Here is a 25,245-nt window from a genome sequence, read left to right as displayed (position 1 = left end):
CGATGCATCCTTCAAGATGCATCTAGGTTGATGTAGATTGGCGACCGTGAATGGAGTCGACCTGTTCCTGCTCGGCCGCGCGCTGATGAAGATCGGCGAGGACGCACTCCCGGAACCGCCCGGGGGATCGGGGAAGTACGCCGGCAGCGCCCGGATGGTCCTGATCGTCGCCAGCGACATCGCCGAGCACCCGGAGAGCGCGGTGGGGGAGATCGCCACCCGTACCGGCCTCCCGCAGAGCCAGGTCTCTACCGCGATCGCCCGGCTGAAAGAAGCCGGCACGGTCTTCACCACACCCGATCCCGCCGACCGGCGCAGAGCTCTCGTCAGCCAGGCGCCCGGTACCTCGGACCGCTTGGCGCAGGTTCGTGCGACGGGCATCGAGGACGCGCTCGCCACAGCCTTGGGCACCGACGACCCGGCGCGAGTGGCCGAGGTGGCCCAGGCCCTCGAACAACTGGCCCGCTCACTCCTGCCCGACCGCGGCCTGTAGGACGCCGCGCGCAAGGTATTCGCTGGGTGCCCGCAGGCGGGTCTTGAGGATCTTCTCGGCGCGGCGGCTGTCGAGGCGCACGTCCGACGGGCTTCCGGGGACGAACGCGAGGGAGTCGGGGTCGAGGCCGTCGCGTTCGGCGACCAATCGGCCGAGCTCGAGGCGGTTGAGGGCTCGCGGCCCGGCCACATGGACCACCCCGCTGACGTCGGACACGAGAAGCTCGAGCAGCGCGGCGGCCAGGTCGGTCACGTGGACCGGACAGCGGATGTTGCCGGTGAAGAGCGCTCCGGGTTCACCGGCGGCCAACTCGTGGACCAAGCGCTCGGTGGACGACCGGCCGTCATGTCCGACGATGATCGACGTACGCACGATGACGGCCGACGGATCGATCGCCCGGATGGCAGTCTCGGCGGCCGCCTTGGCCGCGCCGTAAGGCGTCACCGGGCAGGGCGGCTCATCCTCGTCGTACGGCGTATCGCGCCCACCGAACACCACATCGCTCGAGACGAACACCAACCGGGCACCCTGCGCGGCGACCGCGATATTGGCGGCTCCGTCGGCCGTCGTCGCCCAGTCCCACTGGTTGAACGCGGTGTGGATGATGCCGTCCGGACGGACCCTGCGGATCACCTCGCGCACGTCATCCGGTCGCAGGATGTCCAGCTGAATTCCGCCCGGCACTGGCTGGGAGTGGTACGTCGGTATCACTTCGTGCTCAGCCAAGTGCAGCAGCTCGCTCCCCAGCAGCCCAGCGGCCCCAGTGACGAGCACCCTCACGCATTCACCTTACGTCGTTCCAGCCGCCACCCGGCAGTCCGCGTGCTGCGCTTGACCTCGCCGACCGTGCGCACCTTCCGCGGCGTCATCCACGACTGCGACGGTTTGTGCAGCATCCACCCGTCGCCAATCGTGATCGCCGCATGCTGAACCATCTGCCCGCCGTCGCGCCAAACAAACACCGTGCCTGGTACGTCGTCGCGCCCACCCGTCACTGTGTTCTCCGCCAGCCACTGCTCGAACGGCTCCCGTTGCATCCACACTGCGTCCGCGCCGTCGACCCCACACGCCGCCATCACCGTCCCGAAGCAGTTCGGCCCACTGCCGTCCGGATACGTCCCGGCCAGCTCACGAACCCGCGGGAACTCGGGCGGCCAGCTGCGAACCTCAGCGTGCCGACTCGGGCCGAGGTCTTCGCTGACGATCGCCGGCAGCACGAGGCCGGGCTTTGTCAGCAGCGACTTCCACCAGACGAACCGATGGCCGTCTGCCTGCCCCCGAACGTCCAGGAGGCCCGACCATCGGCGGACCGTCGGGACGGCGGCGCGATCGTGGCGCACCTGGGCGCGGACCAGCGCCGCTCTGGTCGCCTTCGGCAGATCCGAGTACGCCGCCTCGCTCAGCCAACTGACCCGCACAGCCTCACCGGCAACGCCGTACGTGCGATAGGTGTCGCGCTGCTCCGCCGTCGGCTCCCGGTCGTCGTCGACCGTCAGGCTCCACTCGGCGGTCTGCTTCTTCGTCAGGAAGAACGGTTGCTCATCGGGTGCCAGCCAATCGACCCATCGCTCGAGCAAGTCGGGGAAGACGTCGATGCCCAGGACGGTCAGCACCCGGTAACGCTCCCAGACTCAGCGGTGTTCGGTCACCGGCTTTTCCGGTCCGCGATACGGCTGCGTCTGGGAGTACACGAGGTTCGTGGTCGTGCTGCCGAACTCGGTCAGCTCGTTGACGAGCTCCTCGAGGTGCGGCATCGACGCCGCGGCGACCTTCAACGTGTAGCAGTCGTCGCCCGTGGTTCGGAGGCACTCGAGGATCTCCCGCCGGTCCGCGAGCAGCCGGTGCAGCGGGCCGTGCTTGTTGCCCGGGTACTTCAGCCGTACGACGGCCAGCACCGGGTAGCCCACCTTCGTCAGGTCGACGTCCGCGCGATAACCGGTGATCACGCCGACCGACTCCAGTCGCCGCACTCGCTCGGTCGTCGCGGAGGCGCTCAGGTTCACCTGGCGGCCGAGCTCGGTCAGCGACATCCGGGCGTCGTTCTGGAGCGCGGACAGGATGGCCCAGTCGGTCGGATCGAGACTCTCGGTCATAGCGCCAATCTACCGGTGAATCCCCGGTGCAGATCGCCGTACGCCGGGAGGAATGTCTTCAGAACCGACGGTCTGCCTGGATAGCCTGAATCCCGTGGAACTTGGAGTGAACGTCCCGAACTTCGGCCCCGGCACGAGTCCGGCGCGATTGCGCGAGTGGGCGCGGGTAGTCGAGGGCTTGGGCTACGACCTGTTGATGGTGTCGGACCATGTCGCGATCACAGACGATGTCGCGAGCCAGTACCCGGCGCCGTTCTTCGAACCGTTCACCACCTTGAGTTGGCTGGCCGGGGTCACCGATCGGATCCGGCTCGGGACCACTGTGCTGATCGCGCCGTACCGTCACCCCTTGCTGGTGGCGAGGATGGCGGCGAACCTCGACCAACTCAGTGGCGGCCGGCTCGTCCTCGGTGTCGGGGTCGGCTGGGCTCGTCAGGAGTTCGAAGCGCTCGGCGCTGACTTCCACCAGCGCGGCAGCCAGACGGATCACGTGCTGGCCGAGTTGCGGCGCTATTGGGCGGACGACAAGGACTACGGCGGCGGTGATATCCCGATCTGGGTCGGCGGCCGCAGTACGGCGGGGATGCGCCGGGCCGTGCGGTTCGGGGACGCTTGGCACCCGCTCCGAGAGCGCGTCGATTGGTTGCGCACGGCAATGGATCAACTGCGGGCGATCGCCGCCGCGGAGGACCGGCCGGTGCCCGGCTTCGCGCCCCGGATCCTGCTGCGGCTGACCCCCGATCCGCTGCCCGACGACTCGCGGGTCGCGGGTGAGGGTTCGCTCGAGCAGGTGCTGGCGGACCTCGACGTACTGCGTGAGCTCGGCGCGCAGAGCGTCGTACTGGATCCCTTCATCGGCGATCCAACCGAGACCGAACGGCCCGAGGTGGCCTGGCAGGCGCTGGCGACGATCGCCGCGCACCGACGACAGGAGACGATGTGACCCCCGAAGCAGAAGGATTCCTCCGGCGCGCGATCGAGCTGGCCGCGGCCGCGCGTGAGGCCGGCAACCCGCCGTTCGGCTCGTTGCTGGTCGGACCGGACGGGACCGTCCTGGCCGAGGAGCAGAACACCACCATCACCGATCGCGACATCAGCTTCCACCCCGAGCTCAAGCTCGCGGTCTGGGCAGCGCGAGAGCTGTCGCCGGAGCAGGCCGCGGGCACGACGATGTACACCAGTTGCCAGCCGTGCGGGATGTGCTCGGGTGCTCTCGCACGCTCAGGGCTCGGTCAGGTCGTCTTCGCGCTATCCGGGGAGCAGCTCGACGGACTCAAGTCCACCGTCGGGTTCCCCGACGTACCGCTGGAAGGACCTGCGCTGTACGACGAGGCGCGCGTGCCGGTCGACGGGTACTACGCGTAGACCGGCACGCCCGCCGTCGTCAGACCGGGGACAGGCAGAGGGTGTACTTGGTGGAGCCGCGCTCGTACACGTACGACGCCTCGGAGCCGGCGAACTGGTCGCACTGGGTGTCGTCGGTGGAGTCGTCCAGCTTGCCGACGATCTTGTACTCGGCGTCGGACGAGCCGCAGTCGACGACACTCACGTCCGGGTTGCTGGAGGTGCCCTTGTTCTGCACGCACTGACCGACATCGGCGTTCGAGGTCGAGTTGAGGTTCGCGAAGATGATCAGCGCGAGCACCGCGACCGGGATCAGCAGGCCGAGGATCACCGGGCGCTGGAACAGCGGCTTGCCCGGGTCCATCGGCCGGCCCGGTCCCGGAGCCGGCTCGGGCAGGCTCTTGAACTTCTGCATCGGGCCGATGTTCGTCAGCATGATGATCGGGTTGATGATCGCCGACCCGATACCCCACCAGCCCTGCCACAGGCTCTTCGAGGTCATGTCCCGCACCGAGGCGATCCCGCAGGTGCGGCAGAACGGACCCTGCAGTTTCAGCCACCGCATCAGGATGATCATGCCCTGATGCCCACGCACGGTCGCGTCGACCGCGGGGTAGCCACCGCAGAACCGGCACTGCTGCTGACCCTGCGGTGCGAACGCCTGCTGACCGTGCGGGAACGCCTGTCCCTGCTGCGGGTAGCCCTGTCCCTGCTGCGGGAACGACTGTCCCTGCTGGTACGGCGCCTGCTGCTGGAACGACTGCTGTCCGTACGGCGCCTGCTGAGGCTGCTGGCCCGGCTGACCGCTGTACCCCTGTCCCGGCTGCTGTGGCTGCTGGCCCGGCTGGGTCTGTGGTTGGGCGTATTGCGGGAACTGCTCCTGGGGCGGACCGTAAGCGCCCGGCTGACCTGAGTAGGGGTTCTGCGGCGGCTGGGGAGGGGATGTGGTCACGGACGCTTCCTGTAGCTCGATGTCGGAACAAGCTGAACCACCGCACCTTACTCACCCCACTGGTCCACTTCGCCGTCCCGGTATGGCAGCGTGCCCCTATGCTCACCATCGGCCCGCTGGACCCTACCGACCGTGACACCTGGCAGGTTTTGTTTGCCGGTTACAACGAGTTCTACGGCCGAACGATGCCGGACGAGTTCTTCGATCAGGCCTGGACCAGGTTTCAGCAGGACACGGAGATCCACGCCCTGGGTGCGCGCCTCGACGGCCGCCTGGTCGGCATCACGCATTTCCTCACACACGCGAGTACGACGTCGCCGGACTCCTGTTATCTGCAGGACCTCTTCACCGCACCGGAGGCCCGCGGCATGGGTGCGGCCCGAGCGTTGATCGCGGCCGTCACCGACTGGGCGAAAGAGCGGGGCTGCGGACGGGTCTATTGGTCTACGCAGGAGAGCAATGCCACTGCTCGCCGGCTCTACGACCAGGTCGCCGAGAACCGTGGGTTCATCCTCTACACGATCCCGCTGTGAGCGGTCGGTCGATTCAGCTGTAGCGGTCGGCCAGTTCGCGGCCGAGGCGGGCGAGCTCGGCCTGGACCGACGGCGGGTCGATCACGTCGATCGATCCACCCCAGCCGGCCAGGTGCTGAGCGATCATCAGCGGCGTTGGTGCGGTGACCTTGAGTCGCACCCGGTCGCCGTCCATCCCGTCGACCTCGCAGTTGCGACCGAGCCGGTCCTGCATCACCCACACGAACCGCTCGTCCATCAGAACGGTCGCGGTCAGTCCGGAGCGCCGCTCCTCCATCCGGTCGACAATCTCGTCCCACGCGACGGATAGGTCGAAATCCGCCGGCTGCTCGAACGACTCCTCGGTCACCTCGGCCGACACCACCCGTTCGACCCGGAACGTCCGTTGGCCCTTGTCGGTGAGCGCGATCAGGTACCAGATGTCGTCCTTGTCCACGAGCCCGAGCGGATCCACGAGTCGCTCCGACTCCTCCCGGCCCCGGCCTTGGTAGACCAGTCGCACTGTCCGACGGCGTACGACGGCATCCTGCAGCCGGCGGACGAGCTCGGGGCGTTCCTTGACGTGCTCGCCCCAGCGGGCCGGGTCGATGACGACCGCCTCGGCGGCCGCTTGGGCGTGTTCGCGGAACGTGTCGGGCAGCGCGCGTACGAGCTTGCGGAGCGCGGCCTTCGCGTCCGGCGCGATGGACGCCGCCGGACCGACCAAGAGGAACAGCGCTTGGGCCTCGGTGGCGCTCAGACCACTAAGGTCGGTGCGCGCGCCGCCGATGAGCTGCCAACCGCCGTTGCGTCCGGGCTGTGGGTAGACCGGGATGCCGGCGGTCGACAGCGCCTCGAGATCACGGCGCGCCGTGGCGACGGAGATTTCCAGCTCCTCGGCGACCTCGGCGGCGGTCACCCGGCCACGGGCCTGCATGAGGAGCAGCACAGCCACCAATCGATCCGCTCGCACCTGCTGATCGTCGCAGACAAACCGCTCACCCGGTGCGCACTTTTGCTACCTGGTGCTTACGGTGCGGCGACCTCCTGGGGTGCGTCTTCGCCGACCAGGCCGTCGATGGACTCTCGGATCAGGTCGGCGTGGCCGGTGTGCCGCGCGTACTCCTCGATCATGTCGGCCAGGAGCCGGCGCAGGTTCGGTGAGCGGCCGTCCGGCCAGACGAGGCTGCCGGTCTGATCGAGACCGCCGTCCGCGATCGCCTCCGCCACCGAGGCACGCGAGCGGGTGACCGCGTCTCGCCACAGCTGCACGAGTTCCTCGGGGGAGTCGTCAGCCGCGGTCCGCCACTCCCAGTCAGGGTCGGAGTCCCAGTCGATCTTGTTCCACGGTTCGCCGGGGTCCCGGCCGTGCAGTCGGTGCGAGAACATGTCGGTCTCGACGAGGGCCAGGTGCTTGACGAGACCGCCGAGCGTCATCGCCGACGGGCCGAGCCGGGCGTTCATTCCGGCCGCGTCCAGCCCGCTGGTCTTCCACGCGAACGTCCGGCGATTGCGCTCCAGTACGCCCAGCATCGTCTCGACCTCGTCGCCCGCTGCGGGCAGTTCCATCACGGTGTTGTAGTCCATGGCCGGCACGCTACGCTCGGTTCCGGACGGTTCACTTCCGGAATGGTGAGGACCTGTGGCGTACGACGTGAGTCCGACGGCGCGGACGTTGATGGTGCTGGAGCTGATCCAGAACAGCCCGGGCATCACGGCCGACCAGCTGGGCGAGAAGCTCGGTGTCTCCGAACGGGCGGCCCGGCGGTATGTCGCGATCCTGCGCGAGGCCGACATCCCGATCGAGTCCGTCCGCGGTCCGTACGGCGGCTACCGGGTCGGTCGCGGACTGCGGCTGGCCCCACTGATGTTCACGACCACCGAAGCGCTCGGCCTGGTGATGGCCGTGCTCGAAGGACCACGCGGCGCCGCCGACCCGGTCGAGAACGCGCTCGGCAAGATCATCCGGGTCCTGCCCGAACACATCGCCCGCTCCACCGACGCCATCCGCCGCGTCCGTGCGCGCGCTCCCGACCCCGGCGTCCGTACGCCGGACCCTGAGATCACCGCAGCCCTGGTCGCCCAGAGCACCGCCGGCCGGCGCGTCATCATTCACTACCGTCGCCACCACGGCGAGGAGTGGCCGATGGACGTCGACCCGTGGGCGGTCGTCGTACGCCGAGGCCGTTGGTATCTCCTCTGCTGGTCGCACACGAAGAATTCCCGCCGCGTGCTCCGCGTCGACAGGATCACCAAAGTCGAGCCGCAAGGCGAGGAATTCACCGCACCCACCGACCTCGACCCACTGGCCGCCGTCGAAGAACACCTGGCCATGGGCTGGAAATACCCCATCGAGGTCATCATCGACGCCCCGCGCGACGAGGTCGCCCACTGGATCTCCCGCAGCATGGGCCGCCTGGAACCCATCGATGACACCCACACCCGCCTCCTGGCCAGCACCGACGAGCCCTACTGGTACGCCGGCCAGCTGACCTCCCTCCCCGCCCCCTACCGAATCCTCCAATCCCCGGAATTGAAGACCGCGGCCCGCAACATAGCCCAACGCTTGCTGGAGGCAAGTAACAGTGAATGAGATCGAGTTTGCGGCGGAGATGTGGTACTGGCGGGGCCCGGCGCCTTGGTATTTCGTCACGGTGCCGGAGGACGAGTGCGCGTATTTCGAGGCGGAGTCGAACTTCGTGACATACGGGTGGGGGATGATCCCGGTGCAGGCCGAGATCGGGGACAGCGTGTGGGACACCTCGATGTTCCCGAAGGACGGGCGGTACATCCTGCCGGTGAAGGCGGCGGTGCGGCGGGCGGAGGATCTCGACGACGGCGACGTACCGACGGTGCGTCTGCGGCTACGGAGTTGGAAGGTCTCCTGAAACTGTCGGCGAGCGGGTCTAGCGTTCGTCGTATACCCGGGAAAGGCAGGGAACGGCATGTCCACGTTGTCAGATCGGCCGAACACGGCACTTGTGGTGATCGACGTCCAGAACGGTGTCGTCAGTGCGGCACACGAGCGCGATCAAGTGGTGTCCAACATCAGCACCCTGGTCGGCAAGGCCCGCGCCGGCGGAGTGCCGGTCGTCTGGGTCCAGCACTCCAGCGAGCACCTCGTGAAGGGCAGCGACGAGTGGCAGCTCGTCCCTGAGCTCAAACGTGACGATTCGGAGCCGCTCCTACACAAGACCTTCGCGGACTCCTTCGAGGACACCGACCTCGAGGACGTCCTCGCCACAGCCGGGATCGGCCGCCTCTTCGTCAGCGGCGCGCAGACCGACGAGTGCATCCGCTCCACCATCCACGGCGCCATGGTCCGCGGGTACGACGTGACCCTGGTTGGCGACGCGCACACCACCGAAGACCTGTCCGAGTACGGCGCACCCACCCCGGACAAGGTCATCGCCCACACCAACCTCTACTGGGAGAACCACCAGGCTCCCGGCCGTACCGCCGCCGTCCAACCCACCGCGGAGGTCACCTTCACCGACTGAGCTTGGGTAGTTTGGTCTCACACGACTGGCGAGGGTGGGCTACCACCGGGGAGTGACGCGACGGGCATCGACCGCCTGGGTGCCGACGGCAACGACATCCCAGGAGAGCTCGTCATGGCACATCGTGTTCTGCACCTGTCCGACACCCACGTCAGCCGCATCGGCCCCGACGAGGACGGCGTCGACGGCCTCGCCGCGCTCAACGGCCTGCTGTACGACGTACGCCGGGTCCCGGAGCTGGATCTGATCGTCGTCAGCGGGGACATCGCCGACGACGGGTCCGAGGAGGGCTGCACCGCGGTCCGCACGGCCGTGGGTGAGTTCGCCGCTGAGCGCGGCATTCCGCACGTCTACTGCACCGGGAACCATGACCGTCGCGAGGGCTTCACGGCCGCGCTCGGCTCGGGACACCTCGGACCCGACGGCTCGTCGATCGGCCGCTGCGCCGACGTCGCCGGTGCGATCGCGGCGGTGAGCGAGGTCGCGGGCCTCCGGGTCATCACCCTCGACAGCCTCATCCCCGACGAGACACACGGTGTGCTCGGCGACGACCAACTCGACTGGCTGGCCGCGGAGCTGGCAACACCCGCGCCGGCCGGGTCGATCGTCGTACTCCACCACCCGCCGATATCCGTCGACGCAATTCCGTACCTCGAGTCTGTCGTCCTGCAAGAGCCCGAGAAGTTGGCGGAAGTTGTCGCCGGGACCGACGTACAAGCGGTTCTGTGCGGCCACCTGCATCACCAATTGTCCGGCCGGCTCGGGGACGTTCCCGTGTGGGTGACGCCCGGCGTGGTCACCCGCGTCGACCTCACGGCCCCCAGCACCCTGGTCCGCGGCGTCCTCGGCGCCGGTGCAACCATCATCGACCTGGGCGGCCCCTTCGCCCCGATGTTCCACACCCTCCACGCCAGATCCCCCCAAGCCGGCACCGAGGTCTACGTCTACGACCCACTCACGGGAGCAGACGCGGCCGAGAACTCCTGAACCAGGCGCGGCACCCGGGGCTCAGCTTCGGGCCCGCGCGATTCAGCATGGGCGGGCCAGCTCACAGAACGGCGGTGTCGGCGAGGGCAGTGAGGAGGGCGCCGATCGCGGGTGGGTCGGGCGGTTCGCCGTACGTCGCGGCGTACACGTGGCGGCGGGACCCGGGGAGCTCGGTGGCGATGATGCCCTCGGCGTGGTGGGCGCGGAGGGCGAGACCGGGCATGGTCGTCACCCCGAGGCGGGCCGCGACGAGCGCCTGCATGACCACCATGTCGTCGGACGTGTAGCTGATCCGCGGCTCGTAGCCCTCGGCGGCGCACAGCGAAACCAGGTGCCTACGGCAACGATCGCAGCCGGCGATCCAGGTCGCGTCGCGGAGCCCGGGCAGCTCGACCGGCTGATCGGTCGACAGCACGTAGAGCGGATCGTCCAGCAGATGATGCAGTCGTATGCCGGACGGTTCCGGCTCGGTCTCGTCGTACCGGAAGACGATCGCGACGTCGATCTTGCCGGTGCGAAGCAGTTCGAGCGCCTCAGGCGGATGCGCGTCGAGGAGGTTGATCTCGAGGCCCGGGTGCTTGTCGGCCAGTGCCGCCACGGCCCGTGGCACGAGTGACCCGATCGCCGACGAGAAGCCGGCCAGGCGGATCCGGCCCGCGCTCAGACCGACGTGAGCGGCGAGTTCGGCGTCGACGGCGTCGATCCGGCCGATGATCTCGGCGGCTCGAGCAGCCAGCAGGCGACCAGCCTCGGTCAGCCTGATGCCACGACCGGCGCGCTGCAGGAGCTGCGCGCCGGTCTCAGCCTCCAAGCGCGTGAGGTGATGAGTGACAGACGGCTGCGAGTAGTGCAGCTCGCGAGCAGCGGCGGTGACCGAGCCGTGACGGGCGACTGCGTCGATGACGCGCAGCCTCGTGACATCGAGCATGTATCAAATCCATCTATGAGTAAGCACGAAACTTGGCATTAGACGTTATGGGTTGACCGGCGCACGCTCAAGACATGACGACAACATCGATCTCCACTAATGAACTGACCGACTTGATCGACGGCGTCCGTACCGCCATCGACCAGCACGCCGACTGGAACGGCACGGCGCAACTCGTGGCCGAGCAACTGCGCCGGCACCTGCCGACTCCCGACGTACTGACCGCCGGGCAGCGAGTCGGCTCGGCGGACCGCTACCGCAGTCACACCCTGCATGTCGAGCCTGACGGTTCGTTCTCGATCATCGCTCTGGTCTGGCGGCCCGGGCAGGTGACCCGGATCCACGACCACGTGACCTGGTGCGTGTTCGGGGTGATCCAGGGCGTCGAACACGAGGACCTGTACGACGCCGACCTGCGGCTGATCGGGCAGAGCGACAACCACGTCGGCGACGTGAGCGGCTTCGCGCCGCCCGGCGACATCCACCGGGTCAACAACACCTCCGACGGCACGGCGATCTCCATCCACATCTACGGCACCGACGTCACCCGCATCGGCTCGAGCGTCCGCCGGTACTACGACTGAGGGCGGCGACCACGCGAGGCCGCCGCCCTAGTCGTTAGCCGATCCAGCGCGCCACTAGTCGAGTTGACGCGCCGCTAGTCGACGAAGGCGTCGAGTACGGCGAGTTCGTTGGAGGAGAGGTGGATCGAGCCGGCCTCGAGGTTCTGCCGCAGGTGATCGGGGCTCGACGTCCCCGGGATAGCCAGGACGTGGTCGCCCAGGCTCAACGTCCATGCCAATCGGATCTGCGCCGGTGTGGCGTTCTGATTGTCGGCAATCTCCTGGATCGCGTCGTTGACCGAGACACCACCGGCCTCCCGAGCATCCGCGGTCAGGGCGAAGAACGGGACGAACGCGATGCCCTGTTCGCCGCAGGAGCTCAGGATGGCGTCGTTCACGCGACCGAAACCGACGCCGTACCTGTTCTGGACGGCGACCACCGGCGCGATCTTCTGGGCCTCCGCGAGGTGTTCGGTGCGGACGTTCGACAGCCCCAGATGCCGGATGAGCCCCTTGGCCTGCAGCTCCGCCAGGACCCCGAAGTGCTCGGCGATCGAGTCGAGGCGGGCCTGGCGCAGATAGACCAGGTCGAGCGTCTCCAGCCCCAACGCCCGCAGATCAGCCTCGACCAACGCTCGCAATTGATCGGGGCGAGCCAATCCAGTCGGCGTCGGCCCGACCTTGGTGGCGATCACGAGCTCATCCGCGTACGGCGCCAGCGCGCGACGGATCACGTCGTTCGCCCAGCCCAGCGACGTGAAGTCCCGGGGCCGGCTCGGCGGCGCGTAGCTCGGGTAGAACTCGGCCGTGTCGAGGTGGTTGACGCCGAGCTCGACCGCCCGGCGCAGCAGCGCGATCGCCCGCTCCTGGGCGTCCGGTTCGTCGCCGTCGCTGCCCGCGAGCCGCTTCGTCCCGAACCCGATCCGCCGGATCGCGCGATCGCCCAGTTGCCAGAATTCCGCCGACTTGCTTTCGCGAATTTCCTCTGATAAGTTTGTTGGTAGAGTGACATTCTTTTGCGAATTCTGCATTCGGCCAGGATAAGTCTTGCAGGGAATTCCGTCCAGTATTTCGTGGCATTTTTCTGCGTTACTCTCAGCTCGTGGACCTCACCGAGCAGCAGCGAGCTCTCCTCCAGGAGTGGCTCCCCGGCGCCGAGATCGTGACGGACCACAGCTGGGGTCTGATCGGGACCGTCGTGCTCGAGCTGGACGTCGACGGCGAGCGCTATGTCGCCAAGGCCGGCGACGCGGCCGACCATCACCTCGCGCGCGAGTTGCACGCCCACCGAAACTGGCTGGGGCCGTGGACGACACGGGGGAGAGCACCGCAACTCGTCCGTGCCGACGACGACGCCAAGCTGATCCTGACGCGATTCCTGCCGGGGGAGCTGGTGGAAGGTACGCCGGCCGAAGGGGATCCGGACACCTATCGCCAGGCCGGTGAATTACTCGCCGAGTTTCACGGTCAGCTCGCCGTACCGGACGCGGATTATGAGCGCCGGGAAAACCAGCGGACTCTTGATTACCTGAGTAAGCCGCACACGATTGACGCGGACCTCGCGGGCCGGTTGCGCTCACAGGTTGAATCGTGGCCGACGCCGCCCGCGGTACTTGTACCGACTCATGGTGACTGGCAGCCTCGCAACTGGCTCATCCATCATGGCGTCGTCGGCATCATCGATTTCGGCCGCGCGGACCTCCGGCCGGCGTACACGGATTTCGCTCGGCTGGCCGCTCAGCAGTTCCAGTCCGCACCCGCCCTGGAGCCGGCGTTCCTGGAAGGCTACGGCGGCGATCCGCGTGACCCGGACACCTGGCAGCGCGTCCGGCTCCGCGAGGCTGTCAACACTGCTGTCTGGGCACATCAGGTCGGCGATTCGGCCTTCGAACAGCAGGGGCATCGCATGATCGCGGCAGCGCTGGGAGAGAGCTGAAACTCCGTTGTGACCGCTCAGGCCCAGTGGAATGGTCTCCCGCATGACTCCAGAACTCCTGCGCGAGGCGCTCACCCTGGACCGCTATCCACGGTCCAATACCTACGACCAGCAGTGGATTGTCGACAATCTGATGGGCCCACATCCGCTGTGGTCGACCGAGGCTCTGATGGAAGTGATGAGCCTTCGACCCGGTATGCGTGTCCTCGACCTCGGTTGCGGTACGGCGCTCACGTCGATCTTTCTGGCCCGCGAGTACGACGTGGAGGTGTGGGCGACCGACCTCTGGGTGGACCCGACCGAGAACTGGGAACGCATCAAAGCAGCCGGCGCCGAAGGTCAGGTGCACCCGATCCAGGCTGACGCCCACAAACTTCCGTTCTCCCATGGCTTCTTCGACGCGATCGTCAGCATCGGTGCGTACAACTACTTCGGGACCGGCGCCGACTATCTCGGCTACTGCACCGAGTTCCTCCGCCCAACCGGCTCCATCGGAGTCATCGCCCCCGGCATTCGCAACACGCCCGGCCCTTCGCTACCGCCGTACCTCGCCGAACGCTGGGGTCCCGACCTCTGCACCTGGCTCCCTCCGGACTGGTGGCGCACCCATTGGGAACGAACCGGCCTCGTCACCATCGAAACCGCCGACATGGTCCCGCACGGCTGGGACGACTGGCTCCACTGGCTAGAAACCTGCGCCAAAGTCAACCGCGGCTACACCCCAGACGAAAACCTACTCCGCGCCGACCAAGGCACCCATCTAGGCCTAACCAGACTCGTGGCCCGCAGCAGGCTCACCGAAAACTCAGCGTAATACTCTTGCGGCCAACTCCGCGCGGATCTCTGATGGATAGATGCCTAATGATTCTAGGTCGACCAAATCTGTCCATTGTAATGTGAAGCTGTTGTTGGGGGAGTGCTCGACTGCTTCGTCGCCGGAGAGTTGGGCGGTGCCTTCGACGTTCGTCATCAGGAAGTAGTACGCCGGCCGCCGGTTGTGGCTGCCCGTCCAGAGAAGTCGGTCGATGGTGGCGGTGAGGGTTGTTTCCTCTTTGAGCTCACGCAAAGCGGCGTCCTCGGGGGTTTCGCCTGGTTCGACGTGACCGCCCGGCAGGACGGCGTACCGGTGTCCGATGCAGTCGGGTCCTGGTACGGCGGCGTTCTCGCACATCACGCAGTCGACGGCGCGATCCAGGTGCAGGTACCGCTTGATGACGAGCACCTTGTTCGCGTCGAGTACTACCGCGGCGGCTCGTGGAATCAACATTTGAAGGCATTACCCCAGTTGGTCGCGGCGGCGGGTTAGGTGGGCGGTTTCGGCGGTGTTGCCGGCTAGCTCGATGGCTTTGTCGTACGCCTCGCGCGATTTCTGGCTGCGGCCCAGCCGGCGCAGTAATTCGGCGCGGGTCGCATGGTATGCGTGATAGCCGGCCAACTTGTCCTCGAGACGGTCGACGGTCGCCAGTGCCACCTCCGGGCCGTCAAGCTCGGCAACCGCGATGGCCCGGTTGAGAGCAACGATCGCCGAGGGGTCGAGGCGGCTGAGTTGGTCGTAGAGCGCGACGATCTGCGACCAGTCGGTGTCGCGTACATCGCGAGCGGACGTGTGGACGGCGTTGATCGCCGCGAGGATCTGGTAGCGCCCAGGAGCCACTCCGGTGGCCAGACGCTCGCGCACCAGCTGATGACCCTCGGCAATCAGTGCCGTGTCCCAGGCTCCACGGTCCTGCTCGTCGAGGGTGACAAGTTCGCCGCTCGCCGAAACCCGAGCGGTACGGCGGGCCTCGGTGAGAAGCATCAGCGCCAGCAACCCGGCCACCTCGCCGTCATTCGGCATCAGGGCACGGATCTGGCGAGTGAGCCGGATCGCCTCGGCGGTCAGGTCGTGGCGCAGGGGATCGGTGTCGGGTCCGGTCGCCAGGTAGCCCTCGTTGAAAACAAGGAAAAGGACCGCGAGTACGCCGGAAACGCGTCCGGGGAGATCCTCCGCGGACGGCACCCGGTAGGGGATCCGGGCAGCCTTGATCTTGGCCTTCGCGCGGGTGATCCGCTGACCCATGGCGGTCTCCTGCACCAGGAAGGCACGGGCGATCTCGGGCACAGTCAGACCGCCGACCATGCGCATCGTCAGCGCCACGCGGGTCTCCATCGCGAGGGCAGGGTGACAGCAGGTGAAGATCAGCCGGAGCCGCTCGTCGTCGATGGCACCGAGAGGCTCGGGCGGATCGTCGTACGACATCTGAGCCTCCTTCTGCTTGTCGTCACGCTTGTTCTCGCGCCGGATCCGGTCGATGGCCTTGCGGTTGGCGGTCGTGGTCAGCCAGGCGCCGGGATTGGGGGGTACGCCGTCGGCCGGCCACCGCTCGACGGCGGTCGCGAACGCCTCCGCCGAAGCCTCCTCGGCGAGGTCGAGATCACCGAAACGCCGGGTCAGGGACGCGACCACCCGGGCCCACTCCTCATGGTGGGCCTGGGTGATCGCCTCCTCGATGTCACTCACTGGAATGGCCGCACCTCGATCTTCCGATCGCAGGCCTTCGACGCCTCGGTGGCGAGCTTGAGCGCCACATCCAGATCGGGGGCCTCCCACACCCAGACGCCGGCAAGGTACTCCTTCGACTCCACGAACGGCCCGTCGGTGAACACCGCCTGCTCGCCCCGGTTGTCGATGACCGTGGCCGCGGCGGTGTCTGCGAGTCCGCCCGCGAAGACCCAATAGCCCTCGGCGATCAGTCGTTCGTTGAACGCGTCGATGGCAGGCTGCCTGTCCGTGCTGCCGGGATTGCTCTTGTCATCGATCACAGAAACCAGATACCGCATCTCAGATCATCTCCAGTGTTTCGGGCGCCCCTCGCCGGCCGCCGTTCACCCCTTCTACGAACACCTCAGCCTCGATCCGACACCACCACCCAGCTTTCTTTCAAGCCCGCCACGCCAGGGGAGCGACCCACCGCTGTCGGGCGGCAAGACTGTGAAAACTATGTGCGCTGTCAGGGGAGTGTGAAGTTGAATCGTCGCATGTCGATCACGACGAGCTATCCACTTCTTGATGTGCGCGTCACTACGCCGACTCTGGAGTTGCGCGGCGCCACCGACAACCTGTTGGACGAGCTCGCGGATGCCGTACGCGAGGGTAAGACGCACGCCGACCCAGCGCCGCCGTACGACGATCCGATGTCGTTCTACGAGCCAGATCCTGACGTGCGCGTGGCCAAGTGGCTCCGGGCGATCTGGCGCGGCAGAGGGAAAGTTGAGCCCGAGGCCTGGCGGCTGTACTTCGCGGTCGTCGTGGATGGGCGCCCGGTCGGGATGCAGGACCTCATCGGGGTCAACTTCTCCACCCTCGGCACAGTCACGAGCTTCTCATGGCTGGCCAACGATCAGCGCGGCCGCGGGCTCGGACATGAGATGCGAGCAGCGATCCTGCACCTCGCGTTCGACGGGCTCGGGGCGAAGGAAGCGGGCAGCGACGCCTTCGTGGACAACCACGGCTCCAACGCCATCTCACGATGCCTCGGCTACGAGCCCAACGGTTCAGACTGGGCCACACGCCAAGGCGAACCCGCCCTGCTGAACCGCTGGCGCCTGACCAGAGCCAACTGGGAACAGCAGCGCAGAGACAACATCCAACTCCACAACATCGAGGCCTGTCGAACGTCCTTGCCCTTGTCCTGACGCGGTACTACGCAGCTAGTACCAGTGCTCGAGTTGGTCAAGAGGCCGTATAGCGGGCAATCACGTCCACGCAGCGCCGGAACTGCGCCTGCGAAGCAGGGTTCTTCCAACCGAGCTGCTCAAGTGTCCAGTCGATGGCGAAGGCCGGCGTGAAGCCGCCATCGGCCGCCTCGGGATCAGTGATCCGCGCGTACCCGCGGCGCACCAGGTCAGCGCGGTCGTGCAAGGGATCGCCGGCAGACACCTCCCATCGGGCGAGATCGAATGCCGGTGATGCTGGGCCCGCGAACTCCCAGTCGATGACACCGACGACCGTCCCGTCGTTGATCAGGAGGTTCTTGGGCATGAAATCGCCCTGGGCGAGCGAGGACGGGGGCGCCGGACGGGTCGTCACCTCGTGGCGCAGGAAGTCAGCACCGCGCTCGACGACCGCGGCTGCCGCCGGGCCGAGTGTCTGTCTGACAATGCTTGCGACCCGGGTGACTTCGTGCTCTTCGGGCAACCGCAGCTCGTGCCGGATGCCTCGCTCGTCGTCCGGGACCACGCTGTGCACCCGGGCCAAAATCTCACCGGCGTCGATGACCAACCGCTCGAGATCAGCGGCAGGAAGTTCGCCGATGAACTCGTTGAGCGAGCGGCCCGGAAGGAACTGCTGGATCGAGAAGGACAGCAACTCGCCGTCGTGATCCAGGTGCTCGAGGCCGAGCACCTCTGCTGTCGGCACACCTACGTCACGCGCCTGCGCCATAAGGTGCGCCTCATCGATGAACCACGGCGTAGGCTGACGCGCGATCCGGACGACCACAGCGACATCGCCGGCAAATTCGGCCCGGTAGGTCTCATTCATCCCGCCACCGGCGAGCGGAACGAGGCACTCGACGCCGCGGCCGCAGACCGACCGCACCACCGAGCCGATGATCGGGCGAGGGGTTGTCACCATCGCCCAAGTCTCGTCCAGCGATCCTGACCGGGCCACCCAATATATCCGCCGCTCGCCCCAGGAAAGGATCAAAGAGAAGCCCGCCAAACGCAGTGCACCAGAGCATGGCGAGGAGGCGGATCACGGTCTGGATGACGACTGCTGGACACCCTGCCTATCAAGACTGGTCGTATTCGCCGGGCTAAGCGGCACAGGGGCGCGAGAGCCACGATCGCCCTGGGGTCGGGGGAGTCCCAAGGGGACGACTATGGTCTGTCTCATGGCGATGTCAGGCGACTCACGGGAGGCGACGAGTTCTCACACGGACACTCGTGGGGATGCGAGCGAGGCGTGGCTAGAACTCGCTCCGGACTACGAGCGGGCCCGAGCCAGGGAGGACTCGCTGGATCGGCTTGTCGAGTGGCCTGCGCAACGAGACATTCTGGGTGATGTCACCGGACGGTCGGTGCTCGATGTCGGTTGCGGCAACGGCGCCAAGCTCGCTGAGCTGGTCGGAGACGGTGCGACCGCCTCCGTAGGTGTCGATGTCAGTGGCAACTTCCTCAGTGCCCGGCCGCCTGGCTTGGAGTTCATCCGAGGTGATCTCTCGGAGCTGGATTCTGTGCCTGGGCTCGCCGGTCGCAGGTTCGACCGGATCTTGTTCCTGCAGTCTTTCGGCTACGCGAAGGATCCGGTCCGCACCCTGCAGGCAGCGCGCGCGATGCTGGCCGACGATGGATTCATCTTGCTGACCAAGACGCAACCGATCCGATATGCCGTCGAACGGGCCGAACAGAATGGGACGTCCTTGGGCGAAGAGTATTTCTCCACCGCCCCGTTCTCCTACCTCAGCGGCTGGAACGACCAGATCACCCTCACCAAGCGTCCATACACCATCTCTGACCTGATCAACGTGTTCAGTGCGGCAGGGCTGTGGATCGAGACTGCGATCGAGCCTCAGCTATCCGAGGACGCGCGACGCCGCTACCCGCACAAGCAGGCGTGGATGAACAAGTACCTCGGCATCCTGATCTTCAAGCTCCGGCCCCATCCCGGCCAGTAGTCGCGTCCTGAGCGCTGGCGACGGACTACTGATGCACCGGCCGGCACGGGGCGCCGACAGCGCCCGCAAGGCCGTATCGTCGCAGCGTTTCCGCACCGTCGGGGGGGGGGTGTTCATTGGCCCATCAGGATGGTGCCGGCGTGCTGGATGCCGGCCAGCCAGCGCTGCGGGTCGGATGCGAACTTAGTTGCACATGAGACTGGGTGTCTGGGACTGTTGCCGACCATGAGGCTGCTTCTGATCATTGGACCACCGGCTGTCGGCAAGATGACGGTGGGCCGAGAGATCGCCGCACACAGTGACTTCAGGTTGTTCCACAATCACCACACCATTGAGCCGCTGGTTGAGGTCTTCGGTTACGGCACCGCACCACTCAACGTCTTGAACATCGAGTTCCGTCGGCGAGTGATCGAAGAAGCCGCACGCAACAATGTGGATTTGATCTTCACATTGGTCTGGGATCTGCGGGACCCAGCTGATACCGCCTACGTTGAACAGCTCGTCGCGCCGGTAGAGGAGGCCGGTGGTGAGGTATGCGTGCTCGAGCTGACCGCTGACCTTGAGACGCGCCTCTTGCGCAACCGGGGCGAAACTCGGCTGGCTGCCAAACCGAGCAAGCGGAATGTGGAATGGTCTGATGGCAACGTCCGTGGCATGGAAGAAGGCCATCAGATGAATACGGATCCGACCGGATCCACACCGACTCCGGCCGACGGATTCCTCACCCGGAATCGGCATCTTCGCCTCGACACCCGAAATCTGACTGCAGCCGAGGTCGCCCCAATCGCACTTGCCTGGCTTGACCAAGAAGCAGACGAACTCGATAGCCGACGACCTGCACGGCAGGAGGGAGGGGGCAGCTGGGAGCGATGAGTTGTCGCACTGGAGGCACCTCTTCGGCCTTTAGTTGACATAATGTCGCTTATCGGCGCTTAACCAACGGGAGTAGAAGTAGATGCGACTACTCCCGTCCCTCGACATCGCCCGTGTTCCTGCAGGTCAAGCACCACGTCGCCGCCGATAGGCAGCGACACGCTGGGCCGGCATCCCGCCATGTCTGCGCAGGTCGCCGTAGGTTTCCTGCATTAGATGCAGGTTTCCACGGATGCGAGGTGCGTTGTGCAGGGCGTTCCGGGCTTCGTTCCTCGGGTTCTTCGAGACGCCGAGGTCGGTCTGTTTCGAGCCGAAGACCGCGTGTTCGACGCGATGCTCGACGGCTGGAAGGCACAGATGCTGGCTCGCGGACTGACCACCCAGACCATCAAGGGCCGGTGCCGCGTCCTGCGCCGTTTCCAGGAGTACGCCGCCACGTACCCATGGACGTGGCGGCCCGTCGACCTGGACGACTACATGGCCGAGCGCCGCTCCGGCGAGAAGCCGATCAGCCTCACGACCCTGCGGTCGGACAGCAACGCGATCGCGATGTTCTGTGCGTACGCCTCCTCGCCGACCTACGGGTGGGGCGAGTTCTGTGAGCAGACCTTCGGCGACATGCCCGCTCAGATCGCCTTCGACTGGAACACCCCGCGCCACACGACTGATGACGCAGTGCCGCCAGGGCGGCGGGCGTTCAAGCAGAACGAGCTGCAGAAGCTCTTCGACTACATGGACGACCTTGTCGACCGCGAGTACGCCGCCGGCAGCAAGCGCTGGCTCCCTGCGCTGCGCGACTCAATCGCGTTCAAGGTCTGCTACGGCTACGGGCTACGTCGCCGCGAGGTCACGATGCTCGACCTGCACGACTTCGGCCCGAACCCACACGTGCCCGCGTATGGAGAGTACGGCGCTGTCACGATCCGGTGGGCCAAAGGCACCGCAGGATCCGGACCGCGCCGCCGCACCGTCCTGACGGTTCCCGAGTTCGAATGGGTCGTGGACCTCCTGCGGTTCTGGATCCACGAAGGCGGTCGTAACCGGTTCCCCACTGCCGACCGCTCGGCTGCACTCTGGCCCAGCGAACGTGCCGACCGGATCACGCTCGGCAGCCTCGGGGACTCCTTCGCAGCAGCTCGCGATGCGGTCGACCTTCCCAAGGAGCTCGGCCTGCACTGCTTGCGCCACTCCTACATCACCCACCTGATCGAGGCCGGCTACGACCCCGCATTCGTGCAGACCCAGGCTGGCCACGCCTACGCGTCGGTCACCAGCGTCTACACATCGGTCGGTGACGACTTCAAGCAGAAAACCATCCAGAAGATGATCGCCCGCCGCATTGCGCGTCCCGAGGAGGCGAATCCCGATGGCTGAGCAACGCCGCATCGGCTACAAGTGGAACCTGCGCACCTTGATGGCGCAGCGGAACCTCTGGAAGAGCACCGAGCTCATGCCGCTGCTCAAGTCGCGCGGCATCAACCTGTCCGAGAGCCAGGTCTATCGACTCGTCACCGGCACCCCTGAGCGCATCCCGGCGCGCACGTTTGCCGCCCTGTGCGACATCCTCGACTGCGAGCCCAACGACCTGTTCGAGCCGTACGTCGAGATGCGCGCAGCGAAGACCGCGGACGCGCCGAAGCGGCCCGAGGACCTCGGAGTGAAACCGCGGAACCCGATCGCGCGCCGCGTCCGGCTCGTCCAGGACGACGAAGATGGCTAGACCCCGGAAAACGAGCGATCCGACCCGGTGGCCGGTCCCCTGCGGCCGCTGCAGCGAACACCACCAGATCGTTGCCAACTGGCCAGACGGCGGCGTGTGCGGCTACTGCTACCAGCAAGCCAAGCGAACGCGTGGCACCTGTGCCTGTGGCCACGAAGGGATCCTCCCCGGCCGCATCGACGGGCACCCAGCGTGCAGGCGGTGCTCCGGCCTCAAGCTCAACATCGACTGCAAGGCGTGCGGCACCGAAGCCGAGCTTTACCACGGCAGCCGATGCTGGTCGTGCGAGCTCGTAGTCCTCGTCGATCAGTTGCTCACCAACCCTGACACCGGTGCGATGGCCGCAGAGCTGGTCCCAGTGGCTCGGGCGCTGAAGTCGATGAAGCGATCCAACAGTGGAGTGACCTGGATCCGACAGCGCCACGTCACGGCCTTGCTTAAGGACCTGGCGGTCGTACCGACGATCACCCACGAGAAGCTCGACGAGCTGCCGGGAGCAGACCGAACACGTGACTACATCCGCGGCCTCCTGGTCGAGCACGGCGCACTGCCGCGCCGCGACGAACTTGCCGTCCGCTACAGCCGATGGACGGCTGGTGCACTCGAGCGCGTGAGCAGCGACGAGCATCGTGACGTCGTACGCCGCTACATCCGCTGGCATCTACAGCGGCGCATGAACCAGATGGAGACCGTGCCCCACGGAACCTTCCTGCGATCGAAGCAGACCGTGACCGTGGCGATCGAGCTCCTGAACTGGCTCCACGATCACGGTCTCATACTCGAGGAACTCCGGCAGGAACACCTCGATGCCTGGCTGGCGGACGGCCCGAGCACCCGCAGGTTCATCGACCGTTTCATCCCCTGGGCGACCAAGTGCCGGCTCGTCGACCCCGAGCTCATCATCGCCCGCCATCGCCGCGGCACCAGCCCGAAGCTGTCCAAGTCCCAGCAGGACACAGCCGTCGAACGTGTGGTGCACACTGACGAGCTCACCGTCCGAGACCGGGCCGCCGCGATACTGGTGATCATCTTCGGTCAGCACATCGAAGACGTCATCCGACTGACCTGGGACGACGTCACCGTGACAGACGACGTCGTCACCATCCGCCTGGGAAAGACCGAATTCACCCTCCCCTCCCCCTTGGACGAGCCCATACGCCAACTCGCTGCCGCGCCCGGCAACGACCTCACCGCATCGCACCCGAACAGCAACTGGGTCTTCCGCGGCTACTCCCCCGGCCGGCACATTCACGGCTCCAGCCTGCGGGAAAGGCTCAAGGTGGTCTTCAGCACGCGCGCGGCGCGGCTCGGCACCTTGCACGAGCTGACCAAGCTCGGCCCGGTGCCGATCATCGCCGACGCGCTTGGCTACCACCCGTCCACCATCGAGCGCCACGCCATCGGCTCGTCCAGCGTGTACTCCCAATACATCGCAGCCAGACGCCAGATGGCCTGATCGCCCGCACGCGCTGTCTCCACGCAGAACGCTCGATCATGCCGATGTCAGTGACACTCCCGCCGTGCGGGTCACTGGTATCTAGAGCGTGATGGCCTCGGCAGCGCCTCGAAACGCATGCTTGCTCCGACAACTGTCAGGGCACCAAGCGTGGCCCTAACTTCGCAGACCAGTGCGGCTCGGTCCGGCGAGCCATCGAACTCGAGGTCTAGGTTGGAGCCACCAGGTCCGGTGCCGGCCACCCGGCATCGCGTAAGCGGATCCCATCCCGCACACTCGGCGTAGCTCAGCTGACTCTGCTGGATTGACCATCAGCAGCGTCGGCGGGGAACGATGGGCGCGCTTTTACAGAAAAATGGGTGGTCCACGGGTGCCGGCGTTGGCAGACTCCGTCGGGTGATGTCGGCGGAGGTGCTCGGGATTGGTGTCGATGAGGCCCTGATCGACCGGTGGCGCGACTGGTTCGCTCCGTCGGTACAGCCCTTCCGGACCGACGTGCTTCCGCCTCAAGTCGCTGCCGCTGTCCCCATCAGGCAGGTCGAGCCGACACCGGAGTGGACCGACACGTTCTTCATGTACAGCGGAACCTGGACGTGGCTCTGCGAGGAAGAGTTCGATTCGCTTCGCCCGAGCCTTCGACGCAGCCTGCTGGCCGCTCGGCGGCGAACGGTGCACCCCAAGTTGATGCCCGTATGGCCGTCGGAGTTGGCCCGACTCGGCGACGATCTGATGTTCCGATGGGTTGCGTCGGGGGCGGTCCGACCGAGTCGGCACCGAGATGTGCCCGGCGGAGTGTGGGGTCGCGCTCAGGCGGTACTGCCACATGCCGAGCGACTGGCCGGTACCTTCCCGACCAGCGGTTCAGGACCCAACTGCTTCGGCACCGTGCTGGCCGCCGCCGGCCTCGATGTCGCCGACGGCCTGATTGCCCCAGATAGGTTTCGGGTCTGGCTGGACGAGCACACCGAACCCATCAACAGCACCGAGTGCGATGACGACCCGGGCGTCGTGTTCGTCTGGACAGAGCACGGAGACCTCGCCCACGCGACCGTGACCATCGGTGGCGGTTGGATGCTCACCAAGCCGTCACAGTCCTGGTCGAGTCCCCGATTGATCTACACCGTGCGAGAAGCCGTCAACTCATGGCGGTTCCCTGACACCAGACTGTCTCGCTACCGACTACTTCGGTGACAGGCAGGTCGGGGCCGAACGAGAGGGCCGACAGCTCGCCTGTTCGCTGAACCTCGGCAGGAACGCCAATGCGGGCCATCAGCACAAGGCTGACGAACATGATGTTGATCTCGAGGACGTAGTAGGACTTGCCAGCGTCCTGGGGCAGTAGGGGGTCCCGGATTGCGTGCGCAACGCCGTCGCGGGCGTTGCGTACGAGCTTGGTGACGTGGACCGCATCTACGTCCTCGACCAGGGCCACATCGTGCAGCAAGGCGACTACCACCAGCTGCTGCAGCGGTCCGGCCGCTTCGCCGAGCTGTTCTCCGAGCAACTAGCCGGCACCCAGTCGCTGCCATCGGGATGACTGATCCGTGTCCGGACACCCAGTGCGCAAGCCGGTCGCCGGCCCGCCCGGTCGGGGCCGCCCGCGAGCCGCCCGGTCAAGGAGCCCTGCTGCGTGATCACCGGGCGCCCGTCCATCCATTTTGCCGAGCCCGGATCCGGATCCCCTTTCGGCACACCCTGGCCGAAGGCAGAGACGGGTGCTCTGTCGGTCGGTCGAGGACGTGACTTCGACGGCCCTGCGCCCGTTCGTCTTGCATAACTATGCAGAGCCGCCGCAGCTCTCGAACATCCGCATCTGCCGCGAACCGGGCGCTACTCCCGGCTCATCAACTGCCGTTCCTGCCAGTTAAGCAACCGGAGTATCAACCTGTCCGAGAGCCAGGTCTGCCGTCAAACTCAACATCGACTGCAAGACCTGTGGCGCCGAAGGCGAGCTCTACCGCGGCAGTCGATGCTGGTCATGCGAGCTCGCAGCGCTCGTCGAGCAGCTGCCCACCAACCCCGGAACGGGTCTGATGGCCGCAGAGCTGGTCCCGGTCGCCACGGCGCTGAAAATCGATGAAGCGATCCAACAGCGGGTTGACCTGGATCAGACAGCGCCACGTCACGGCCTTCCTCAAGGAACTGGCTGTCGCGCCGACGATCACCCACGAGATGCTCGACGAGCTGCCGGGAGCTGCCCGCACGCGCAACTACGTCCGTGGCCTCCTGGC

Annotated in this window: 33 protein-coding genes and 1 riboswitch; of the genes, 20 read left to right on the top strand and 13 right to left on the bottom strand. The window is 66.5% G+C overall.

Features of this window, described 5'->3' with window-relative positions:
* Nucleotides 1-46: 46 nt before the first annotated feature.
* Nucleotides 47-493 carry a MarR family transcriptional regulator gene (locus ACZ3HV_RS11845; RefSeq protein ID WP_465683422.1) on the top strand — a complete coding sequence of 149 codons (447 nt, stop codon included), beginning with the start codon at nucleotides 47-49 and terminating at the stop codon, nucleotides 491-493.
* Here the strand turns inward: ACZ3HV_RS11845 and ACZ3HV_RS11840 are convergent.
* The 3 genes from ACZ3HV_RS11840 to ACZ3HV_RS11830 are packed head-to-tail and all read right to left on the bottom strand — an operon-like array spanning nucleotide 467 to nucleotide 2,586.
* The gene (locus ACZ3HV_RS11840) at nucleotides 467-1,273 is read right to left on the bottom strand and encodes an SDR family oxidoreductase (RefSeq protein WP_465683420.1); all 807 of its coding nucleotides are present in this window, start codon (nucleotides 1,271-1,273) and stop codon (nucleotides 467-469) included. The two genes, ACZ3HV_RS11845 and ACZ3HV_RS11840, sit on opposite strands and share 27 nt — an antisense overlap.
* Nucleotides 1,270-2,106: a C40 family peptidase gene (locus ACZ3HV_RS11835; protein ID WP_465683418.1), complete on the bottom strand. Its 837-nt coding sequence runs from the start codon at nucleotides 2,104-2,106 to the stop codon at nucleotides 1,270-1,272. The genes ACZ3HV_RS11840 and ACZ3HV_RS11835 overlap by 4 nt, the downstream gene beginning before the upstream one ends.
* A gap of 18 nt (nucleotides 2,107-2,124) precedes the next feature.
* Nucleotides 2,125-2,586, bottom strand: coding sequence for an Lrp/AsnC family transcriptional regulator (locus ACZ3HV_RS11830; protein ID WP_465683416.1), 462 nt, complete (start codon nucleotides 2,584-2,586; stop codon nucleotides 2,125-2,127).
* Nucleotides 2,587-2,680: 94 nt separating this feature from the next.
* Here ACZ3HV_RS11830 and ACZ3HV_RS11825 point away from each other — a divergent pair, with 94 nt between their 5' ends.
* Together ACZ3HV_RS11825 and ACZ3HV_RS11820 are read left to right on the top strand one after the other, a co-directional pair.
* Entirely contained in the window at nucleotides 2,681-3,529 is an 849-nt protein-coding gene (locus tag ACZ3HV_RS11825; RefSeq protein ID WP_465683414.1) for an LLM class flavin-dependent oxidoreductase, read from the top strand.
* Nucleotides 3,526-3,951, top strand: a complete 426-nt coding sequence (locus ACZ3HV_RS11820) for a nucleoside deaminase (RefSeq protein ID WP_465683412.1) — start codon at nucleotides 3,526-3,528, stop codon at nucleotides 3,949-3,951. Before ACZ3HV_RS11825 ends, ACZ3HV_RS11820 begins: the two co-directional genes overlap by 4 nt.
* Nucleotides 3,952-3,970: 19 nt before the next feature.
* Here the strand turns inward: ACZ3HV_RS11820 and ACZ3HV_RS11815 are convergent, their stop codons facing one another.
* The gene (locus ACZ3HV_RS11815) at nucleotides 3,971-4,495 is read right to left on the bottom strand and encodes an LppU/SCO3897 family protein (RefSeq protein ID WP_465683410.1); all 525 of its coding nucleotides are present in this window, start codon (nucleotides 4,493-4,495) and stop codon (nucleotides 3,971-3,973) included.
* 18 nt (nucleotides 4,496-4,513) lie between these two features.
* Between ACZ3HV_RS11815 and ACZ3HV_RS11810 the strand changes: the two genes are divergently transcribed.
* Both ACZ3HV_RS11810 and ACZ3HV_RS11805 read left to right on the top strand, forming a co-directional pair.
* Complete coding sequence (locus ACZ3HV_RS11810; RefSeq protein WP_465683408.1) at nucleotides 4,514-4,843, top strand: hypothetical protein; 330 nt, start codon at nucleotides 4,514-4,516, stop codon at nucleotides 4,841-4,843.
* A gap of 137 nt (nucleotides 4,844-4,980) precedes the next feature.
* A complete protein-coding gene (locus tag ACZ3HV_RS11805) occupies nucleotides 4,981-5,415 on the top strand; it encodes a GNAT family N-acetyltransferase (RefSeq protein WP_465683406.1) in 435 nt (144 codons plus the stop codon).
* Between the two features lie 13 nt (nucleotides 5,416-5,428).
* Here ACZ3HV_RS11805 and ACZ3HV_RS11800 read toward each other — a convergent pair whose 3' ends face one another.
* Together ACZ3HV_RS11800 and ACZ3HV_RS11795 are read right to left on the bottom strand one after the other, a co-directional pair.
* Entirely contained in the window at nucleotides 5,429-6,349 is a 921-nt protein-coding gene (locus ACZ3HV_RS11800) for a helix-turn-helix transcriptional regulator (RefSeq protein ID WP_465683404.1), read from the bottom strand.
* A 74-nt stretch (nucleotides 6,350-6,423) separates the two neighbouring features.
* On the bottom strand, nucleotides 6,424-6,981 hold the full coding sequence (locus ACZ3HV_RS11795) for a DinB family protein (protein WP_465683402.1): 558 nt from the start codon (nucleotides 6,979-6,981) through the stop codon (nucleotides 6,424-6,426).
* Between the two features lie 55 nt (nucleotides 6,982-7,036).
* On the opposite strand from ACZ3HV_RS11795, the gene ACZ3HV_RS11790 reads away from it, so the two are divergent.
* From ACZ3HV_RS11790 to ACZ3HV_RS11775, 4 genes are all read left to right on the top strand, one after another.
* A complete protein-coding gene (locus ACZ3HV_RS11790) occupies nucleotides 7,037-7,987 on the top strand; it encodes a helix-turn-helix transcriptional regulator (RefSeq protein ID WP_465683400.1) in 951 nt (316 codons plus the stop codon).
* Complete coding sequence (locus tag ACZ3HV_RS11785) at nucleotides 7,980-8,282, top strand: DUF1905 domain-containing protein (protein WP_465683398.1); 303 nt, start codon at nucleotides 7,980-7,982, stop codon at nucleotides 8,280-8,282. The genes ACZ3HV_RS11790 and ACZ3HV_RS11785 overlap by 8 nt, the downstream gene beginning before the upstream one ends.
* Before the next feature lie 57 nt (nucleotides 8,283-8,339).
* The gene (locus ACZ3HV_RS11780; RefSeq protein WP_465683396.1) at nucleotides 8,340-8,894 is read left to right on the top strand and encodes a cysteine hydrolase family protein; all 555 of its coding nucleotides are present in this window, start codon (nucleotides 8,340-8,342) and stop codon (nucleotides 8,892-8,894) included.
* Nucleotides 8,895-8,905: 11 nt separating this feature from the next.
* Nucleotides 8,906-8,982, top strand: a riboswitch (ZMP/ZTP riboswitch).
* A 26-nt stretch (nucleotides 8,983-9,008) separates the two neighbouring features.
* Nucleotides 9,009-9,881 (top strand): metallophosphoesterase, encoded by an 873-nt coding sequence (locus ACZ3HV_RS11775; protein ID WP_465683394.1) that lies wholly within the window; start codon nucleotides 9,009-9,011, stop codon nucleotides 9,879-9,881.
* 61 nt (nucleotides 9,882-9,942) lie between these two features.
* Here the strand turns inward: ACZ3HV_RS11775 and ACZ3HV_RS11770 are convergent, their stop codons facing one another.
* The gene (locus ACZ3HV_RS11770) at nucleotides 9,943-10,809 is read right to left on the bottom strand and encodes a LysR family transcriptional regulator (RefSeq protein WP_465683391.1); all 867 of its coding nucleotides are present in this window, start codon (nucleotides 10,807-10,809) and stop codon (nucleotides 9,943-9,945) included.
* Between the two features lie 74 nt (nucleotides 10,810-10,883).
* Between ACZ3HV_RS11770 and ACZ3HV_RS11765 the strand changes: the two genes are divergently transcribed.
* A complete protein-coding gene (locus ACZ3HV_RS11765) occupies nucleotides 10,884-11,393 on the top strand; it encodes a cysteine dioxygenase family protein (protein ID WP_465683389.1) in 510 nt (169 codons plus the stop codon).
* Nucleotides 11,394-11,467: 74 nt separating this feature from the next.
* Here the strand turns inward: ACZ3HV_RS11765 and ACZ3HV_RS11760 are convergent, their stop codons facing one another.
* The gene (locus ACZ3HV_RS11760; RefSeq protein ID WP_465683387.1) at nucleotides 11,468-12,403 is read right to left on the bottom strand and encodes an aldo/keto reductase; all 936 of its coding nucleotides are present in this window, start codon (nucleotides 12,401-12,403) and stop codon (nucleotides 11,468-11,470) included.
* Between the two features lie 71 nt (nucleotides 12,404-12,474).
* Here ACZ3HV_RS11760 and ACZ3HV_RS11755 point away from each other — a divergent pair, with 71 nt between their 5' ends.
* Both ACZ3HV_RS11755 and ACZ3HV_RS11750 read left to right on the top strand, forming a co-directional pair.
* Complete coding sequence (locus ACZ3HV_RS11755) at nucleotides 12,475-13,308, top strand: phosphotransferase (protein ID WP_465683385.1); 834 nt, start codon at nucleotides 12,475-12,477, stop codon at nucleotides 13,306-13,308.
* Nucleotides 13,309-13,351: 43 nt separating this feature from the next.
* The gene (locus tag ACZ3HV_RS11750; RefSeq protein WP_465683383.1) at nucleotides 13,352-14,122 is read left to right on the top strand and encodes an SAM-dependent methyltransferase; all 771 of its coding nucleotides are present in this window, start codon (nucleotides 13,352-13,354) and stop codon (nucleotides 14,120-14,122) included.
* Here ACZ3HV_RS11750 and ACZ3HV_RS11745 read toward each other — a convergent pair.
* From ACZ3HV_RS11745 to ACZ3HV_RS11735, 3 genes are read right to left on the bottom strand one after another with little or no spacing between them, the layout of a single operon-like run.
* Nucleotides 14,114-14,575, bottom strand: a complete 462-nt coding sequence (locus tag ACZ3HV_RS11745) for an NUDIX domain-containing protein (protein WP_465683381.1) — start codon at nucleotides 14,573-14,575, stop codon at nucleotides 14,114-14,116. The two genes, ACZ3HV_RS11750 and ACZ3HV_RS11745, sit on opposite strands and share 9 nt — an antisense overlap.
* Before the next feature lie 9 nt (nucleotides 14,576-14,584).
* Nucleotides 14,585-15,808 carry an RNA polymerase sigma factor gene (locus ACZ3HV_RS11740; RefSeq protein ID WP_465683379.1) on the bottom strand — a complete coding sequence of 408 codons (1,224 nt, stop codon included), beginning with the start codon at nucleotides 15,806-15,808 and terminating at the stop codon, nucleotides 14,585-14,587.
* A complete protein-coding gene (locus ACZ3HV_RS11735) occupies nucleotides 15,805-16,128 on the bottom strand; it encodes a YciI family protein (RefSeq protein WP_465683378.1) in 324 nt (107 codons plus the stop codon). The genes ACZ3HV_RS11740 and ACZ3HV_RS11735 overlap by 4 nt, the downstream gene beginning before the upstream one ends.
* Before the next feature lie 198 nt (nucleotides 16,129-16,326).
* Here ACZ3HV_RS11735 and ACZ3HV_RS11730 point away from each other — a divergent pair, with 198 nt between their 5' ends.
* Nucleotides 16,327-16,983: a GNAT family N-acetyltransferase gene (locus ACZ3HV_RS11730; RefSeq protein WP_465683376.1), complete on the top strand. Its 657-nt coding sequence runs from the start codon at nucleotides 16,327-16,329 to the stop codon at nucleotides 16,981-16,983.
* A gap of 37 nt (nucleotides 16,984-17,020) precedes the next feature.
* Here ACZ3HV_RS11730 and ACZ3HV_RS11725 read toward each other — a convergent pair whose 3' ends face one another.
* Nucleotides 17,021-17,890, bottom strand: a complete 870-nt coding sequence (locus ACZ3HV_RS11725) for a phosphotransferase family protein (RefSeq protein ID WP_465683374.1) — start codon at nucleotides 17,888-17,890, stop codon at nucleotides 17,021-17,023.
* Nucleotides 17,891-18,182: 292 nt separating this feature from the next.
* Between ACZ3HV_RS11725 and ACZ3HV_RS11720 the strand changes: the two genes are divergently transcribed.
* From ACZ3HV_RS11720 to ACZ3HV_RS11690, 7 genes are all read left to right on the top strand, one after another.
* The gene (locus tag ACZ3HV_RS11720; RefSeq protein ID WP_465683372.1) at nucleotides 18,183-18,965 is read left to right on the top strand and encodes a class I SAM-dependent methyltransferase; all 783 of its coding nucleotides are present in this window, start codon (nucleotides 18,183-18,185) and stop codon (nucleotides 18,963-18,965) included.
* Between the two features lie 225 nt (nucleotides 18,966-19,190).
* Nucleotides 19,191-19,838, top strand: coding sequence for a DEAD/DEAH box helicase family protein (locus ACZ3HV_RS11715; protein WP_465683370.1), 648 nt, complete (start codon nucleotides 19,191-19,193; stop codon nucleotides 19,836-19,838).
* 246 nt (nucleotides 19,839-20,084) lie between these two features.
* Nucleotides 20,085-21,212 carry a tyrosine-type recombinase/integrase gene (locus tag ACZ3HV_RS11710; protein WP_465683368.1) on the top strand — a complete coding sequence of 376 codons (1,128 nt, stop codon included), beginning with the start codon at nucleotides 20,085-20,087 and terminating at the stop codon, nucleotides 21,210-21,212.
* Entirely contained in the window at nucleotides 21,205-21,558 is a 354-nt protein-coding gene (locus ACZ3HV_RS11705) for a helix-turn-helix domain-containing protein (protein ID WP_465683366.1), read from the top strand. The genes ACZ3HV_RS11710 and ACZ3HV_RS11705 overlap by 8 nt, the downstream gene beginning before the upstream one ends.
* Before the next feature lie 337 nt (nucleotides 21,559-21,895).
* The gene (locus tag ACZ3HV_RS11700; protein WP_465683364.1) at nucleotides 21,896-23,014 is read left to right on the top strand and encodes a tyrosine-type recombinase/integrase; all 1,119 of its coding nucleotides are present in this window, start codon (nucleotides 21,896-21,898) and stop codon (nucleotides 23,012-23,014) included.
* Between the two features lie 396 nt (nucleotides 23,015-23,410).
* Nucleotides 23,411-24,205 (top strand): hypothetical protein, encoded by a 795-nt coding sequence (locus tag ACZ3HV_RS11695; RefSeq protein WP_465683362.1) that lies wholly within the window; start codon nucleotides 23,411-23,413, stop codon nucleotides 24,203-24,205.
* Nucleotides 24,206-24,371: 166 nt separating this feature from the next.
* Entirely contained in the window at nucleotides 24,372-24,551 is a 180-nt protein-coding gene (locus ACZ3HV_RS11690; protein ID WP_465683360.1) for a hypothetical protein, read from the top strand.
* A 439-nt stretch (nucleotides 24,552-24,990) separates the two neighbouring features.
* Here ACZ3HV_RS11690 and ACZ3HV_RS11685 read toward each other — a convergent pair whose 3' ends face one another.
* A complete protein-coding gene (locus ACZ3HV_RS11685) occupies nucleotides 24,991-25,179 on the bottom strand; it encodes a hypothetical protein (RefSeq protein ID WP_465683358.1) in 189 nt (62 codons plus the stop codon).
* Nucleotides 25,180-25,245: the final 66 nt, after the last annotated feature.

The organism is Kribbella sp. NPDC020701 (assembly GCF_055562215.1).
This window is presented reverse-complemented; position numbering and strand designations above follow the sequence as displayed.

Excerpts from the sequence above, each read along its gene's own strand:
- ACZ3HV_RS11830 (WP_465683416.1), bottom strand. The coding sequence starts at position 2,586 with ATGACCGAGAGTCTCGATCCGACCGACTGGGCCATCCTGTCCGCGCTC.
- ACZ3HV_RS11815 (WP_465683410.1), bottom strand. The coding sequence starts at position 4,495 with ATGCGGTGGCTGAAACTGCAGGGTCCGTTCTGCCGCACCTGCGGGATC.
- ACZ3HV_RS11810 (WP_465683408.1), top strand. The coding sequence starts at position 4,514 with ATGCCCACGCACGGTCGCGTCGACCGCGGGGTAGCCACCGCAGAACCG.
- ACZ3HV_RS11805 (WP_465683406.1), top strand. The coding sequence starts at position 4,981 with ATGCTCACCATCGGCCCGCTGGACCCTACCGACCGTGACACCTGGCAG.
- ACZ3HV_RS11795 (WP_465683402.1), bottom strand. The coding sequence starts at position 6,981 with ATGGACTACAACACCGTGATGGAACTGCCCGCAGCGGGCGACGAGGTC.
- ACZ3HV_RS11780 (WP_465683396.1), top strand. The coding sequence starts at position 8,340 with ATGTCCACGTTGTCAGATCGGCCGAACACGGCACTTGTGGTGATCGAC.
- ACZ3HV_RS11775 (WP_465683394.1), top strand. The coding sequence starts at position 9,009 with ATGGCACATCGTGTTCTGCACCTGTCCGACACCCACGTCAGCCGCATC.
- ACZ3HV_RS11770 (WP_465683391.1), bottom strand. The coding sequence starts at position 10,809 with ATGCTCGATGTCACGAGGCTGCGCGTCATCGACGCAGTCGCCCGTCAC.
- ACZ3HV_RS11765 (WP_465683389.1), top strand. The coding sequence starts at position 10,884 with ATGACGACAACATCGATCTCCACTAATGAACTGACCGACTTGATCGAC.
- ACZ3HV_RS11760 (WP_465683387.1), bottom strand. The coding sequence starts at position 12,403 with ATGCAGAATTCGCAAAAGAATGTCACTCTACCAACAAACTTATCAGAG.
- ACZ3HV_RS11750 (WP_465683383.1), top strand. The coding sequence starts at position 13,352 with ATGACTCCAGAACTCCTGCGCGAGGCGCTCACCCTGGACCGCTATCCA.
- ACZ3HV_RS11745 (WP_465683381.1), bottom strand. The coding sequence starts at position 14,575 with ATGTTGATTCCACGAGCCGCCGCGGTAGTACTCGACGCGAACAAGGTG.
- ACZ3HV_RS11735 (WP_465683378.1), bottom strand. The coding sequence starts at position 16,128 with ATGCGGTATCTGGTTTCTGTGATCGATGACAAGAGCAATCCCGGCAGC.
- ACZ3HV_RS11730 (WP_465683376.1), top strand. The coding sequence starts at position 16,327 with ATGTCGATCACGACGAGCTATCCACTTCTTGATGTGCGCGTCACTACG.
- ACZ3HV_RS11720 (WP_465683372.1), top strand. The coding sequence starts at position 18,183 with ATGGCGATGTCAGGCGACTCACGGGAGGCGACGAGTTCTCACACGGAC.
- ACZ3HV_RS11715 (WP_465683370.1), top strand. The coding sequence starts at position 19,191 with ATGAGGCTGCTTCTGATCATTGGACCACCGGCTGTCGGCAAGATGACG.
- ACZ3HV_RS11705 (WP_465683366.1), top strand. The coding sequence starts at position 21,205 with ATGGCTGAGCAACGCCGCATCGGCTACAAGTGGAACCTGCGCACCTTG.
- ACZ3HV_RS11700 (WP_465683364.1), top strand. The coding sequence starts at position 21,896 with ATGGCCGCAGAGCTGGTCCCAGTGGCTCGGGCGCTGAAGTCGATGAAG.